This window comes from Streptomyces sp. NPDC102514, assembly GCF_055584525.1.
The window spans coordinates 1006711-1021992 of record NZ_JBVJLW010000001.1 but is presented as its reverse complement, the minus strand read 5'-3'; the positions used below and the strand labels follow the sequence as shown (position 1 = coordinate 1021992).

Genomic DNA, 15282 nt, shown 5'->3' with positions numbered 1-15282 from the left:
CCTAGGGTGGCTTTCTGCTCCGCGCATTCAGCCGACGCGAAGGAACACCCATGGCCTCCTCCCTTTCCTCCACTCACGCCTCTGGGCCGGCCGCGCCCATCGGTGTTGGCATCGTTGGACTCAGTGCCCGCGGCGGCTGGGCAAGTCGGGCCCACGTCCCGGCTCTTGCCGCGCTGCCCGCCGCCTACGAACTGCGCGCGCTCAGTGCCAGCAGCGCCGCGACGGCGAAGGCCGCCGGGGAGAAGTTCGGTGTTCCGTTGGCCTTCGGCAGCGTCGAGGAGCTGGTGGAGCGGGACGAGGTCGACCTGGTGGTCGTGACCGTAAAGGTGCCGCACCACCAGAAGCTGGTCACGTCCGCACTGGCCGCCGGGAAGACCGTGCTGAGCGAGTGGCCGCTGGGCAACGGAACCGCCGAAGCCGAGGAGATGGCTGCGTTCGCACATGCCCGGGAGCTGCGCGGCTTCGTCGGACTTCAGGCGCGTTCCGCTCCGCCGGTCCGCTATCTGCGCGACCTGGTCGCGGACGGCTACGTCGGCGAGGTGCTCTCGACCAGCGTGGTCGCCTCAGGAGGTGCGTGGGGGCCGACGTTCGACGACAGCAGCGCCTACCTCATCGACCGGGACAACGGCGCCACGATGCTGACCATCCCGCTCGGCCACACCCTCGACGGACTCGCCTCGGTCCTGGGCTCGTTCACCGAACTCAGTGCCACGACGGCCACCCGGCGCAGCCCGGTCCGCCACCACCAGACCGGGAAACTCGCGCCGATGACCGCGGAGGACCAGATCGCCGTCACGGGCACCCTCGAATCCGGCGCCGTCGCCTCCGTCCACTACCGCGGCGGGAAGGCGCGCTCCACCAACTTCCTGTGGGAGATCAACGGCACCGAGGGAGACCTGCTGGTCACCAGCGACTTCGGCCATCTCCAGTACGGTCTGGTCACCATTCACGGTGCCCGCGGCGCGAGCAACGAACTGGTCGAGCTGCCCGTCCCAGACCACTACGAGGCGCGCTTCCCTGCCCTGGCCGAGCTTCGCGGCACCATGGCCCACAGCGTCGCGCACGCGTACGGCCAGCTGCACGACGACCTGGTCGAAGGCACCCACACCGTTCCCGACTTCGCCCACGCCACGCGCCAGCACCGTCTCCTGGATCAGATCCAGAAGGCGGCTGCCACCGGGGAGCGGCAGCGGCTCACGAGCTGAGGGGGCAGGGATCTCGGCGATACGGGCCAGGTCGGCGTCGATGAGCTGGGCACCGTCCGCGCCGGCCTACGGCATCGGGCTGCTGACCGACCTGTCCGGCACAACCGGCCGACCGCCCGACCCCGTATCCCCATATCCCTGTCTCGCGGTCGAGCGGTCTCACGGTCTCCATGTCTCGCGGCCTCCGCCGATCCCCGCGCCCCCACCCCGCACCCCGCAATCACGGCCGCCCAAGCGCCCGGTACTCCCACCCGGCCGCCCGCCAGCGCGACGCGTCCAGTGTGTTCCGGCCGTCGATGATGCGCTGCCCGGCCACCGCCCCACCCAGGGCGCGGGGATCGATGTCCTCGAACTCCGGCCATTCGGTGAGGTGCAGCAGGACGTCGGTTCCGGTGGCCGCCTTGGTGACGGAGTCGGCGAAGGCCAGCGAGGGGAACACCTTGCGCGCGTTGTCCATCGCCATGGGGTCGTAGACGACCACCTCCGCACCCTCCTGCTCAATGAGGTCGGCCACCGCGAGCGCCGGTGAGTCCCGTACGTCGTCGGAGCCTGGCTTGAAGGCCGCGCCCAGGACCGCGATCCGCCGTCCGCACAGGTCGCCGCCGCTCAGTTCCCTCGCCAGGTCGACCACCGCGGTACGCCGCCGCAGGTTGACCTCGTCGGCCTGGTGCAGAAACTCCACGGCCCGGCCGACGCCGAGCTCCTCGGCCCTGGCCGTGAAGGCGCGGATGTCCTTGGGTAGGCAGCCGCCGCCGAAGCCGACCCCTGGGCGCAGGAAGCGTCCGCCGATCCTGGGGTCGTGGGAGAGCGCCTGCGCCAGCGGCAGGACGTCGGCTCCCGCCGCCTCGCAGACCTCGGCCATGGCGTTGATGAAGGAGATCTTCATGGCCAGGAAGGAGTTCGCGGCGACCTTCACCAGTTCCGCGGTCGCCAGGTCGGCGACCACCAACGGCACGGGCTCATCCCCTTCGGCCGGCGCGAGCAGTGGTGCGTAGACCTCGCGCAGCAGCCGCTCCGCCCGGTCCGAGGTGACTCCGAAGACCAGGCGGTCGGGTCGCAGGGTGTCCTGCACCGCGAATCCCTCGCGCAGGAACTCCGGGTTCCACGCCACTTCCGCGCCCTGTCCCGCCGGTGCCAGTTGTGCGAGCCGCGCCCCCAGGCGGGCGGCCGTGCCGACCGGGACGGTGGACTTGCCCACCAGTAGGCAGGGGCGTGTCAGGTGCGGGCCGAGCGCTTCCACCGCGCCGTCCACGTACCGCAGGTCGGCGCCGGGCCCGTCGGTGCGTTGCGGAGTGCCGACACACAGGAAGTGGACGTCGGCGAAGGCCGCGGCCTCCTCGTACGACGTAGTGAACCGCAGTCGTCCGGTGGCGAGTTGGTCACGCAGGAGGTCTTCGAGTCCGGGTTCGTAGAACGGGAGTCGGCCGGCCGAGAGGGCCGCGATCTTCTCGGCGTCCGTGTCCAGGCCCATCGTCTCGAAGCCGAGCGCGGCCATGCAGACCGCGTGGGTGGCTCCCAGGTATCCGGTGCCGATCACGGAGAGACGGCGGGCAGGGGGTAAGGGGGGCACTGCAGTGACTGTTTCAGTCCTGCTCGGGACGGACTTGCTCGGCGCAGTCTCGCTCGGAAGAGTCTTGCTCCGCACGGACTTACTCTCCACGGTCTTGCTCTGCACAGGGGGCTCCATGGTCTTGTCGTCGGTTCGCCGACGTGTCATTCACTCTTCAGGGGTGCGCAGTTCCGCCCGGACGGGCTGCGCGGCAGGCGCGCTCTTTCTGCGCCTCGCGCTCTGGCGGTCCTGCTCGCGCAGCGCGTCGGTGCTCAGCAGGGCCAGCGCGATCCAGATCAGGACGAAACCGCTCCATCGCGAGGCCGGCATCTCCTCGTGGAACAGCACGACTCCGATGAGGAGTTGCAGCACCGGTGTCAGGTACTGGAGAAGCCCGATCGTGGCCAGCGGCATCCGCCGGGCAGCCGCCGCGAACAGCAGGAGCGGGGCGACGACCGTCACTCCGCCCGCGGCGAGGAGCACGGCGTGCCAGGGGGCGTCCTGGGTGAAGGTGCCGTGCCCGGTGGCCGTGTAGACAGCCAGTCCGGCCGCGGCAAGCGGGGCGAGGGTGAGGGCCTCGGTGGTGAGCCCGGCGAGCGCTTCGACATCCTCGCCGACCTGCTTCTTGATGAGTCCGTAGAGGCCGAACGAGGTCGCGAGGATCAGCGCGATCCAGGGCGGCCGGCCGTAGTCGACGGTGACGACGAGCACGGACAGGGCGCCTGTGGAGACCGCCGCCCATTGCAGAGGACGCAGCCTTTCTCGCCGTACGAGCACGGCCAGTGCCACGGTGACCAGCGGGTTGATGAAATAGCCCAGCGACGCCTCGATGACGCGGTCGGCGTTGACGGCGTACACGTAGCAGCCCGAGTTCACCGCGAGTACGGCGGCAGCCCCCGCGAGCGCGGACACGCGCCGCCCCCGGCGCAGCAGTGCGCGCAGCCGGCCCGCGGTGCCGGTGGCCGCGACCACCATCAGGCAGACCGGCAGCGTCCACAGGAGCCGCTGCAGCAGGATCTCCAAGGTGCTGGAGCTGTCCAGGAGCCGGAAGTACAGCGGGAACAGGCCCCACAGCACATAGGCGGCGACCCCGTACAAGCCTCCTCGGCGTGCGTCGTTCACCGTGCCCCCAGCCCTCTTCTGTCCGCCTCCACGAGGTCGTCCTCCACGAGGCCGCCGCGGGGCCGGAAGCGCCGTATCCGCCGGCAGGCCTCCTCCACCACCGCGTCCTCCTTGGCGAAGCAGAACCGCAGCAGGTTCTCGCCGGTCGCCCCCTGGTAGAAGGCGCTGCCCGGGACCGAGGCCACACCTCCCTGTTCCAGCAGCGCCATCGCCGCGGCCCGGGCGGTGCCGAAGCCCCAGTCCGCGACATCGGCCAGGACGTAGTACGCCCCCTTCGGGACGATGGGCGACATACCGGCCTCGGCAAGCGCGTCACACAGCCGGTCGCGCTTGCGCTGGTAGTCCGCTCGCATTTCGGCGAAGTAGGAGGGCGGCAGGGCGAAGCCGGCGAGGACGCCGTGCTGAAGCGGATTGGGCGCGCAGACGTAGTACAGGTCGTTGACTAGGGCGATCGCCCTGGCCAGCGGCTCGGGCGCGAGGGCGTAACCGAGGCGCCAGCCGGTGATGCTGAACGTCTTCGACAGGCCCGTGATGGTGACCGAGCGGGGCCACAGGCCGCCCACCGTGGCCGGCGACAGGTGGGGGCAGTCGTCGTAGCGGATGTACTCGTAGATCTCGTCGCTGATGACGAGCAGGTCCCGGTCGTGCGCGACACGCGCGACCGCCTCCAGCTCGGTCCGGCTGAACATCTTGCCGCTGGGGTTCGACGGCGTGCACACCACGATGGCCCGGGTGGTGGGTCGCACCGCCGCCCGCAGCGCCTCCTCGGTGAGGGTGAACTCCGGCGGCGCGAGAGTGAGGAAGTGCGGTTCGAGCCCGGCGACGATCGCGGCGTTGACGTGGTAGCCGTAGTACGGCTCCATGATCAGGATGCCGTCGCCGGGGTCGAGCAACGCGTTGACGGCCGCGGTGTACGCGCCGGTGGCGCCGACGGTGACGACGACCTCCCCCTCGGGTGCGGCCGTCAGACCGTTGTCCCGTGCCGCCTTCTCGGCGATCGCCCGGCGCAGCGCCAGGTGCCCCTCGGGGTAGGTGTAGATGCTCTCGTCGGCGTCTATCGCCGCCTTGGCCGCCTCGGCCACGACCGTGGGAGTGGGCAGGTCGCAGATCCCCTGTCCGAGGTTGATGGCACCGAGCCGGTCGCTCTCCCGGCTCATCCGCCGTATGTCGGACTGGGCCAGGCCGCGCAGGCGGTTCGCGGCCGGGAAAGTGGCGGGCCCGGCGTCCGTCCTCCCTCTCATCGGCCGGCCCCCTGCCGCACCGGGACGAGCCCGGGCCGCTGCCCGCCCGTCAGGGTCGTCACGGTCGTCCTGGCGGAGAAGTCGGCGATCGTCCGGCGCAGCCCGTCCTCCAGGTCGACCTTCGGCTCCCAGCCCAACAAGGTGTCGGCCCGGGAGATGTCGGGGCGGCGGCGAGTGGGGTCGTCCTCGGGCAGCGGCCGGAAGGCCAGCTCGGACCGCGAGCCGGCAAGCCGCTTGATCTGCCGAGCGATCTGCTCGACGGTCGTCTCCTGCGGGTTGCCGAGGTTCACCGGCCGGGCATCGGTCTCGGCCGCCATCAGGCGGACGATCGCCTCGACGAGGTCGTCGACGTAGCAGAAGGACCGGGTCTGGCTGCCGTCGCCGTAGATGGTCAGGGGTTCCTCGCGCAGTGCCTGCACCGCGAAGTTCGACACCACCCTGCCGTCGTTCTCGTGCATCCGCGGCCCATAGGTGTTGAAGATCCGGCCGAGCCTGACCTCCACTCCGTACTGCCGCGCGAAGCTCACGGCGAGGGCCTCCGCGCAGCGCTTGCCCTCGTCGTAACAGGCCCTGATCCCGATGGGGTTGACGTGCCCCCAGTAGTCCTCCTGCTGCGGATGGACCTCGGGGTCGCCGTACACCTCGGAGGTGGAGGCGATGAACAGCCGGGCTCCGGTCTCACGGGCCAGTTCGAGGGCGTTCAACGTGCCCTGCACACAGGTGCGGACGGTGCGCACCGGGTTGCGCTGATAGTGGACCGGCGAGGCCGGGCAGGCTAAGTGGTAGATCTGGTCGACCTCGGCGTGGAAGGGCTCGGCCACGTCGTGCCGCTCGAACTCGAAGTGGGGATTGCCGAGCAGCTTCGCCATGTTGCCGCGCCGCCCGGTGAACAGGTTGTCCAGGCAGATGACCTCGTGGCCGTCGTCGATCAGCCGCTCGCACAGGTGTGATCCGATGAACCCGGCACCACCCGTGACAAGAACACGTGTACTCATATGGGTAAAACCTTCCCTGGAATCGTGCGGAGGCAGGGGGCGGCCACGATGCCTACCGCATGGCGAGGCCGCCGTTGCAGTCGATCGTCTCCCCCGTGACAAAGGTGGCGCCGACCAGGTATTCGATGGTGCGGGCGACGTCCGCCACCCCTCCCGCGCGCTTCAGCGGGGTGTTCTCGATGAACTGCCGCATCTTGTCCTCGGACGTCACGCGCTCGTGGAAGCGGGTGTCGATGATGCCGGGCGCCACCGCGTTGACCCGGATGTGCGGCGCGAGTTCGGCCGCGGCGCCGCGGGTGAAGGAGTCCATGGCGGCCTTGGACGCGCCGTACGCCGTCGCGGTCGGCGCTCCGTGGCGCATCGCGATCGAGGTCACGTTCACCACGCAGGGGTCGTTGCCGCCCCGGCGCAGGAGCCCGGTGCACAGGCTGGTGAGCCGCATCGCGGAGTAGGTGTTCAGCGCGAACGTCGCGACCAGGTGATCCCATGTCAGGTCCCCGACGGACTGGCGCTCGATCATGCCGCCCGCGTTGTTGACCAGGACGTCCAGTGCGTCCGTGCGCCTGCCGATCTCCTCGGACAGTGCCTCGCAGCCCGCGTCCGTGGTCAGGTCGGCCTCGACCACGTCGACGCCGGCACAGACCGGCGCCAGCTCCTCGCGCAGGGCCAGCGCGCCCTCCTTCGCCGTGTGGTAGTGCAGGACGAGCCGGTTTCCCGGGGCCAGCCGCCGCGCGGTCTCGGCCCCGATGCCGCTGCCGGCACCCGTGATCACGATGTTCTTCCCAGACATGCATGCATCCCCTCCGGGCCGGATGTCACGGCCCAAGCTCTGCGCGGGAACTCGCTGTACCCGCATCTGCTGTGCTCGACAGGAGCCCGGCCGTGCTCAATACGAGACCTGCCGCTCACCCGACGGGGCGACTGCGTCGCTGAACCGCAGGGCGAGGGCCTCGGGCACGTTCATGTTGACCGCGTGCTTCTTCGCACGGGCGGTCAGCAGCTCCGGTTTGCCCGCCCAGTCGGGTGGCGTCTCCCAGCAGGTGCGGGTCGATCCGGCGAGGATCTCCTCGGCTTCGTCCGCGTCCACGTTGCCCGCGGCCTTGGAGTGCTCCAGAGCCAGAGCCAGCTCCTTGCGGCCGTTCACGGCACACATCGTCCACTTGGGCAGTACGGTCATGGTGGCACCCGAGTCGACGCCGAAGACGCCGATGTTCCGCCGCATCCGCGAGTCCGAGACCGTGTTGATCGCGACCTTGAGGTACGTCCCGAGGATCTTGGACCGGCGCAGCTCCGGATAGAAGTCACGCAGCCGGCTCAGCGTCCGCTCGGCGCGTTCCTCCATCTCCGGGTGGCCCTCGGCGAGGTGGCGCGCGTACGGGGCGGCGCCGGTGACCGGGTCCATCACCAGGTTCATCACGTGCCCGGCCGGCGGGTGGTAGATCATCGCGACGTGCTCGTTGAGCGGACTGAGCATGCCCCCGTAGGAGTCCTCCAGCTTCAGGCAGGTGAAGTTCTTCTCCGTACCGTCGGGGAGGTCGACGTAAAGGATCTCCCGCAGCGCCATGAACAGCCGCGGGAACTCGATCCCCGGATTGAGCGACTTGGCCAAGCCGAACGCCGCCGTCGCCGCGCACAGACTCACCTGGTCCGCGACCACGGTGCGCGTGGCACCGCCCGCGTTCGTGTGGACGACGTCGTACCGGCCGTCGGCGCGGCGCTCCACCGTCTGTACGCTGCTGCCCTCGCGGAAGTCGACGCCGCACCGGCGCAGCTCCCAGTCGAGCACCGTGGACACGAGCACGGGGTTCATCCCGCGCTGCGGAGTCAGGAACGCGGCAGCCACGTCGTGGACGCCGTCCACGGTGGGCACCTCGCGGCAGACCTGCGACGGGTCGCCGAAGACGGCGTTGGCCGGGTCCTCCTCGCACCGCCGGGCGTAGTGCGATCGGATGACGTCCATGTTCGTGCGGCACTGGCCGACGATGTCGTGGCCGTCGTCCATCATGCTCTGGGAGGCGATGATGCGGCTGTTCGTCTTCCCGCCGTAGATCGCCTCGGGGAAGAAGCGCTCGTTCTCGATACGGCCGTCGAGGCAGTCACGCGCGCTCTGCGGGTCGAAGGGGTACTCGGCGCCGCTGTGGTTCTCGCTGACGATGTTGCTGGTCTGCGTGCACACCGGGTAGGTGCCTTCGGAGCGCGCCTGCTGCCCCTCCAGGACGACGACGTCGTACCCCGCGCGGCTGCGCGTGATCGCGGCGACGCAGCCGGCGATTCCCCCTCCGATCACCACGTGCAGTTCCTTGTGCTTCATTTCCCGGCCTCCCCGTTCCCGTCGGTCGCGTACGTCGCGTAGGTCGCCTGGACACGCTTGAGCACGGCGGCGACACCCCGGATGTCGTCCTCGGTGTGATTGGCCGCGATGCACAGCCGCAGCTGCGCGGACTTGCGGCGGACGATCGGGAAGAAGACCACCGACGCGTAGTAGCCCTCGGCCAGGAGTTCCTCGCCGGCCTTCAGGGCGTTCGCCTCGTCCCCGATCGGAACCATCCGGATCGGGCTGAACGGCAGTGACAGTCCCATCAGTTCGTCGAACAGCGCCACCCGCTCACGCAGGGTCCGCTGCAGGGGGGCGATCGCGCCCTCCTCGTGCAGCTCGACGACGGCGCGGCAGGCGTAGACCGCCTGGAAGGTCTGCGCCGCGGAGAACGCGTAGACCTGTCCGTAGGAACGGATCAGCTGTTCGCGCCACTCGCCCTGGACGAGCAGGCCGCCGCCGTAGGCGCCGAAGCCCTTGGACAGCGAGTAGGTGAGGATGACGCGCTCGGGGATGTCGCCCTCGATCTGGCTGAGGAGCTGGCCCTCACCGCGCTCGCCGAAGATGCCCAGGCCGTGAGCGTCGTCCACGTAGAGCCACAGGTCCAGTTCCTCGGCGAGGTCGAGCAGTTCGCGGGCCGGGCACAGCCCGCCCATCGAGTAGATGCCGTCGGCCACGTAGACCGGCACCTCGCCGCGCGCCCGTGCGGCCGAGGCTTGCTTCCGCAGGTCCTCGAAGGAGTTGTGGGGAACCGTCTCGACCGTCGCCTCGGCGGCGAGCACCGGCTTGAGATAGGCCATGGACGAGTGGGCGAACTGGTCGAAGATCAGGCACGTCCTGTGCGCCGTGCCCTCCTCGAAGAGGACCCCGCTGGCGAGGAGCGGCATGAGCGAGATGTGCGCGGTGGTCGTCGAGGGGAAGGTGATGGCCCGTCCCCGGTACAGCGCCGACAGCTCCTCTTCGAGAAGTCGCTGCGGCTCGAAGGAGAAACGCGAGCGGGCGCAGCAGAAGTTCATCCCCCACTCCTCGTCCACGGCCTTCGACGCCGCGATCACGCGGGGATGCAGGTCGAGCCCGAGGTAGGAGCAGTTGACGAACTCGACCACCCCGCGGCCGTCCGGCAGGAACACCTGCTTCCCTTTGCGGCCGGTGATGCTTACCTGCATCAGGCTGCTCTCGACAGCGCGCTCGTACTGAGCGGACGACTCCTTGATGACGAAGGGGGTGTTCCTGAGCCGGACGGATTGCGAAGACGACGCCATGTCTACCTCGATAAAGTAGGGGCTATTGACAGAATTTCGCGCACGCTCATCACACTTACCTGTTCGGAAACTGCCGACCCACGGCGGGCCGGAAAAGGGAAACTATTTCTTGTTCTCCGGCATTCTTTTCGGCATGCCGGATCGGCAGGACCGGGCAATCATCGAATCCGGCCGGTCGGCCGCACGAGCACAGGGAGAGCACCGCCTGAGCAGTGGAAAGCGATGACCGGCCGACACCACCGGTGGACCGTCAGGCACCGCTCCCGCACGGTGCCGCGACGAAGCGCAGAGAAGAACTCGTGTGTCTTGTCCGCCGCGCGGCCTCGAACGACAGGTCCACCGCCCGCGAAGATCGCAGCCTCGGGCTCCTGAAGCGCGAGTGGCTGACAGCCCTTCCGCGGCCGATTCGGTCCCGAAGAAGACAGAGCGCGTGCTTGACCCTACTCACTATCACCCCCAACTGCGGATGACAACGGGCCAATATGAAGCCCTCCCAGTGTCCGTCATTACGACCGGTCACTGTTTGCCATCCATCCCCCGTGGATGGAATTAATACAACAGTCCACTACCGGCCCGTGTCAACACCTGACGGTATCGTTTGGATTCTCCCGTCAGCCGGAAGGCGAAACGGAATACTCAGGACACCGCGATGATGTGCGGACATCACCGACGACGGAATCGAACTGGCAGTGATCCCGCGCAGGGTAAACAAAATGGAAAACGGGGTGCCAGGCACGGCGAGGCGGACTCCGGCCCGCGAATTGAGATCTGCACCACACCTGCGGACGGGCCCCTGCTCAAGGCGCGTTGCGTGGTCGGAGTGGCTTCTGGTTCCTGAGGGTTTCCTGCGGGCCGGGTGTTGCGGACCGTTCGCGGGACCGCAGCGCGAAGCCCCCTCACCCGCCCGCTCGATCCTCCGCTCAGTCCTCCGCGTCGCGGATCAGCAGCGCGATCTGTACCCGGTTCTCGACCGCGAGCTTCGCGAAGAGATTGCCGGTGTGGGCCTTGACCGTCGCGACCGTGATGCTCAGCCGCTCGGCGATCTGCGCATTGCCCAGTCCGTCCGCGATGGCCCGGGCGGTCTCCCGTTCCCGTTCGGTCAGCGTCGACAACTGTGCGCGCGCGGCGGCGCGATGGCGGTCTCGGGTGTGCACGGAATCCGGGCCGGTGGCCGCGGCGATCACCCGTGCGGTGGCCGCCGGGGACAGCACCGGGTTGCCTTCCGCGACGGTCCGCACCGCGTCGAGAATGCGGGCGGGCGGGGTGTCCTTGAGGACGAAGCCGAGCGCTCCGGCGCGCAGCGCCCCGAGCACCAGGTCGTCGGAGTCGAAGGTGGTCAGCATCAGCACCCGGGGCGGCGCCTGCCGGGTGAGCAGTTCCCGGGTCGTGTCCAGGCCGTCCCGGCCCGGCATCCGTACGTCCATCAGTACGACGTCGGGCCGCTGTTCGTCCACCACGGTGAGCGCGGCGTTCCCGTCGGCCGCCTCCCCCACGACGGTCAGGTCCGGTTCGCCGTCGATGACGAGCCGCAGGGCCATGCGGACCAGTTCTTCGTCGTCGACGATGACGACCCGTACGGGATCGTGCCGGCTCTCCGTCGACGTGCTCTTGTCGTGGCTCATGCGCTCGTTTCGTGGCTGTGGGCGGGGCCGTCCGGCCAGGGCAGTCGTGCCGTGAGAACGTACCCGCCCTCGGACGTGGGACCGTGGTCGAGTTCGCCGCCTGCGAGGGTGATGCGTTCGCCGAGGCCCAGCAGGCCGAACCCGGAGGCGGGTGGCCGTGGGGTGCGCAGGGGGGCCGGTCCGTTGCGCACGCCGATGTCGAGGGTGCCGCCCTCGGTGCCGTCGAGGGTGACGTGTACGACCGCGCCGGGGGCGTGCTTGGCGGCGTTGGTCAGCGCTTCCTGGACGATCCGGTAGCAGGTCCGTCCGACGCCGCCGGGCGGGGTCGCGGTCACGGTGTCGGTCAGCCGGACGTCGAGTCCCGAGGTGCGGGCGTCGGCCACCAGGTCGGGGATCCGATCGAGGGAGGGCTGCGGAGGTTCCGGGCGGCCGGGGTCGGCGCGGAGCACGCCGAGAACCTCCCGCAGCTCTTCCAGTGCCTGGTGGGAGCCCTCGGCGATACCGCGTACCAGGACACGGTTCTCCTTGGCCGGCAGGTCGCGGCGGTGGTCGAGCACCCCGGCCTGCATGGCGACAAGGGAGATGCGGTGCGCGAGGACGTCGTGCATCTCGCGGGCGATCCGGTTGCGCTCCAGGGCACGTGCCTGCGCCGCCCGCGCGCTCTGCTCCCGCTCCGCGCTCTCCGCCCGCTCCCGCAGGGACCGCACCTCGACCCGCCGCGCCCCGACGGCCATGCCCGCGGCTGCCGCGATCCCCGCGGTCAGCGCCGGCACGACGACCTGGACCCACCACTGCACGTCCGCAGAGCCCTGCACCGGGAACATCCCGACGGCGACCTGCGACGCGATCACGTAAGCCAGGGCGACGGCCCCGATTTCCACCGGGCGGCGGCGGGTGGAGACCGAGCACAGTGCCAGCAGTGCGGCGCCGGTGGCGAACGCCGAAGCGGTCGAGGCGACCGCGACCGCCAGGGCCACCGTGAGGGGCCACCGGCGCCGCCACAGCAGCACCGTCAGGCAGCCCAGGGCGATCAGCGGATCGGCGACGAGGATCCAGGCATCCGGGCCGCCGGGTTGCTTGCGCGCCAGTGCGAGGGTCGTCAGCCAGATCGGCAGGCTCACGACCGCGGCCACCATCAGCCGCCAGGTCTGCTGCCACACTCCGAGCCGCGGCATCACGTCCGTGTTCACCAGGCCATTGTCGCCACATCGTGCGACCGGTGGATCACACCCAGGACCGATGCGTCTACGACCCAGGTCTAACCGGCGCCTCTCCCGCGGTCCAGGCCGGGTCGGTCCGTCGGGCCGATGTGCCGGCCGTTCCTGATCAACAGACTCGTTCGCGTGCCGGTAGAGCCCCCCACAGCCGGTTAAGGCCCCACACAGGAGGACACCTCATGCGCAGAAGTCTGCCCCTCGCCCTCACCGCCGCGGCATTGACACTGACCGCGCTTCCGGCGTCGTCGTCCGCGTCCGCGACGGCGGAGGCCCTGACAGCGGAGGCGGCCACGACGGCACCGGCGCCCGGCCCCCTGCGGTGGGGCCCGTGCCCCGAGGGAGCCTCCGCGCCCCGCCTGGAGTGCTCGACCCTCGAAGTCCCGCTGGACTACCGCGATCCGGACGGCCGGCAGATCGATGTCGCCGTGTCCCGGCTGGCGAGCCAGAAGCCGTCGCAGCGACGCGGCGTCCTGCTGACCAACCCGGGCGGCCCGGGCGGTTCCGGCCTGATCTATCCGGCCGTCCTCGCCGCGTCGGGACTGCCGCAGAAGGTGCTCGACTCCTACGACATCATCGGCTTCGACCCGCGCGGTGTCGGCCGCAGCACTCCGGTGACCTGCGACCTGACGAAGGAACAGCAGTGGCGCGGCAACTTCCCGCCGTACGCGCACACCGCGGCCGACGTGACACGGGAAGCGGGATACGCGCGAAAGATCGCCGGGCAGTGCGCGAACTCGAAGACGGCCTGGACGCTGCCGCACACCACCACCGCCAACACCGCACGCGACATGGACCGCCTCCGGAGCGCACTGGGCGAGCCGAAACTGTCGTACCTCGGCGCCTCCTACGGCAGTTACCTCGGCGCGGTCTACACGACGCTGTTCCCGCGGCGGGGCGACCGGATCGTGCTCGACAGCAACCTGGGTCCCCGCGGCTACGACGTCACGGCCATGCGGTTGTTCGCCCGGGGGCTGGAGGACCGCTTCCCCGACTTCGCCGCGTTCGCCGTGGCGCATCCCGAGTACGGTCTGGGCTCCACGCCGAAGCAGGTCACCAGCAAGTTCTACGAGCTCGTGGCGCGGCTGGACGAGAAGCCGGTCCAGGGCGTCAACGGGACCGGGTTCCGCGCGTTCACCTTCGAGCAGCTGTACGCCGACGGCTCCATGCCCCAGCTCGCCGAGTTCTGGAAGGCGGTCGACACGGGCAAGGAACTGCCGCTCCCCGAACCACCCGCGGACCTGGAGAATCTCCTGGCCTCACGTTTCGCCGTGGTCTGCGGGGACTCGCGCTGGCCCGGAACGGTCCGGGAGTACCAGCGCAATGTGGCCGTGGACCGGCTGAAGTACCCGATGCTGGGCGGCTCCACGGCCGGCATCACCCCCTGCGCGTACTGGCCGCAGGAGCGGACCGAGCCCCCGGTACGCATCACCGGCCGGGGCCCCTCGAACGTGCTGATGATGCAGAACGAGCGCGACCCGGGCACACCGCTGGTCGGCGCCCGCGAACTGCGGCGGGCCTTCGGCGGGCGGGCCACGATGGTGACGGCCGACCAGGGCGGCCACGGTGTCTACCCGTACGGCGGAAACACGTGCGCCAACGATGCCGCGACGACGTTCCTGACCACCGGGGAACGCCCCGCGCGGGACCTCGCCTGCGCGACGGAACCCGGTGAAGCGGCACGGCCCGGCCAAGCGGCGCGACCCGGCGAACCGAGCAAGTGAGGCAGGCGCCGGAGATGTTCGAGGAGATGCGAAGCCGCCGGGCCGCCCGGCGGATCACCCCCGGGGACGGACGGCCGCTCAAGCGGTTCCGCTGGTGGCAGCTGCCCTACCGCTCCCTGTTCTACCTGCCGCTGCCCGACGGTGACGGGGGCGGAGGGAAAGTGGTCTACGCCGTGGACGTCAAGCGCGGCCAGGACCAGACGTCCGCGAAGGCGAAGGCCGACCTGTATCTCGACGGCAGGCATCACGCCCGGTCGAGGCTCCCAGCCGCCTTCCCGGTCCCCGGCGGCACGGTCGAGGTGCGGCTGAGCAACTTCGGGCTGCGGCGCTGCCATTACGTCACCGGCGAGGGAACCGAGCGTCTGCTCGTCCCGGACCGCGACTCCGCCGAAGGACGCCGCGCCCACCTCGACCGCGCGCATCCGGCGCTGAGCCGCTGGATCGGCTTCTTCTCGCTGACCGTTCTCGTCATCGCCCTGGTCATGCTGGGCACGCAACTCGCCCAGCAACTCACCGAAGTGCCCCCGGTGGCCGAGCGCGTCGGGGCCTTCACCGCGCCGGTCCGCCTCCCGGCCTGGGGCAACGTCGCGCTGACCCTGGTCACTCTGGTGGCCAGCACCGAGCGGGCACTGCGGCTGCGGTACAGCCGGTTGCTGGACGGCGCGGCGGGCTGACTCCGCGGGGTGGCCACCGCGACACAACTGGACACGTACACGAGCACGAACATGAACATGAACACGAGCATGACCGTGGACACGAGCATGACCGTGGACACGAGCATGACCGTGGACACGAGCATGACCGTGGACACGAACACGACCATGAGTACGAGCACAGCTCAGCGCATGTCCATTCACCTGCGATTCGGCAAGCAGTGAGATTCTGCGAGCACTTCGAAGGCATGTCAACAGGCAGGACAGAAGCTCACCTCGACCGCCGGCCGGGGCTCGGACCGCAGCCGAAGCCCCGGCCGGGCCGGCGGGAAAACACCCGATGCACAGGTCTTGACGCGCCTGACTCGGGTTCGTAACTTG

13 protein-coding genes are annotated in these 15282 nt (G+C 69.8%); 4 read left to right on the top strand and 9 right to left on the bottom strand.

Translation table 11 applies throughout. The annotated features are described in order from the left end of the window. The first annotated feature begins 50 nt into the window (after window positions 1-50). Window positions 51-1205 (top strand): Gfo/Idh/MocA family oxidoreductase, encoded by a 1155-nt coding sequence (locus tag ACZ60E_RS04555; RefSeq protein ID WP_469438004.1) that lies wholly within the window; start codon window positions 51-53, stop codon window positions 1203-1205. Between the two features lie 220 nt (window positions 1206-1425). Here the strand turns inward: ACZ60E_RS04555 and ACZ60E_RS04550 are convergent, their stop codons facing one another. The 9 genes from ACZ60E_RS04550 to ACZ60E_RS04510 form a co-directional block, all read right to left on the bottom strand. Beyond that, window positions 1426-2742, bottom strand: a complete 1317-nt coding sequence (locus ACZ60E_RS04550) for a UDP-glucose dehydrogenase family protein (RefSeq protein WP_469438003.1) — start codon at window positions 2740-2742, stop codon at window positions 1426-1428. Window positions 2743-2922: 180 nt separating this feature from the next. Further along, entirely contained in the window at window positions 2923-3852 is a 930-nt protein-coding gene (gene rarD / locus ACZ60E_RS04545; protein WP_469438001.1) for an EamA family transporter RarD, read from the bottom strand. Between the two features lie 20 nt (window positions 3853-3872). Then, entirely contained in the window at window positions 3873-5117 is a 1245-nt protein-coding gene (locus ACZ60E_RS04540) for a pyridoxal phosphate-dependent aminotransferase (protein ID WP_469437999.1), read from the bottom strand. Next, window positions 5114-6112: a UDP-glucuronic acid decarboxylase family protein gene (locus ACZ60E_RS04535; protein WP_469437997.1), complete on the bottom strand. Its 999-nt coding sequence runs from the start codon at window positions 6110-6112 to the stop codon at window positions 5114-5116. The genes ACZ60E_RS04540 and ACZ60E_RS04535 overlap by 4 nt, the downstream gene beginning before the upstream one ends. A 52-nt stretch (window positions 6113-6164) precedes the next feature. Continuing rightward, window positions 6165-6902: an SDR family NAD(P)-dependent oxidoreductase gene (locus ACZ60E_RS04530; RefSeq protein ID WP_469437994.1), complete on the bottom strand. Its 738-nt coding sequence runs from the start codon at window positions 6900-6902 to the stop codon at window positions 6165-6167. Between the two features lie 96 nt (window positions 6903-6998). After that, window positions 6999-8423 carry an FAD-dependent oxidoreductase gene (locus tag ACZ60E_RS04525; RefSeq protein ID WP_469437992.1) on the bottom strand — a complete coding sequence of 475 codons (1425 nt, stop codon included), beginning with the start codon at window positions 8421-8423 and terminating at the stop codon, window positions 6999-7001. Beyond that, complete coding sequence (locus ACZ60E_RS04520; protein WP_469437990.1) at window positions 8420-9688, bottom strand: aminotransferase class I/II-fold pyridoxal phosphate-dependent enzyme; 1269 nt, start codon at window positions 9686-9688, stop codon at window positions 8420-8422. The genes ACZ60E_RS04525 and ACZ60E_RS04520 overlap by 4 nt, the downstream gene beginning before the upstream one ends. Window positions 9689-10608: 920 nt before the next feature. After that, window positions 10609-11310 carry a response regulator transcription factor gene (locus tag ACZ60E_RS04515; RefSeq protein WP_469437988.1) on the bottom strand — a complete coding sequence of 234 codons (702 nt, stop codon included), beginning with the start codon at window positions 11308-11310 and terminating at the stop codon, window positions 10609-10611. Next, on the bottom strand, window positions 11307-12485 hold the full coding sequence (locus tag ACZ60E_RS04510; protein WP_469438348.1) for a sensor histidine kinase: 1179 nt from the start codon (window positions 12483-12485) through the stop codon (window positions 11307-11309). Before ACZ60E_RS04510 ends, ACZ60E_RS04515 begins: the two co-directional genes overlap by 4 nt. Window positions 12486-12706: 221 nt before the next feature. Here ACZ60E_RS04510 and ACZ60E_RS04505 point away from each other — a divergent pair, with 221 nt between their 5' ends. The 3 genes from ACZ60E_RS04505 to ACZ60E_RS04495 are packed head-to-tail and all read left to right on the top strand — an operon-like array spanning window position 12707 to window position 15126. Further along, the gene (locus tag ACZ60E_RS04505; protein WP_469437986.1) at window positions 12707-14248 is read left to right on the top strand and encodes an alpha/beta hydrolase; all 1542 of its coding nucleotides are present in this window, start codon (window positions 12707-12709) and stop codon (window positions 14246-14248) included. Window positions 14249-14262: 14 nt separating this feature from the next. After that, window positions 14263-14922 carry a hypothetical protein gene (locus ACZ60E_RS04500; RefSeq protein ID WP_469437984.1) on the top strand — a complete coding sequence of 220 codons (660 nt, stop codon included), beginning with the start codon at window positions 14263-14265 and terminating at the stop codon, window positions 14920-14922. A 9-nt stretch (window positions 14923-14931) separates the two neighbouring features. Beyond that, complete coding sequence (locus ACZ60E_RS04495; RefSeq protein WP_469437982.1) at window positions 14932-15126, top strand: hypothetical protein; 195 nt, start codon at window positions 14932-14934, stop codon at window positions 15124-15126. The last annotated feature ends 156 nt before the right edge of the window (window positions 15127-15282 follow it).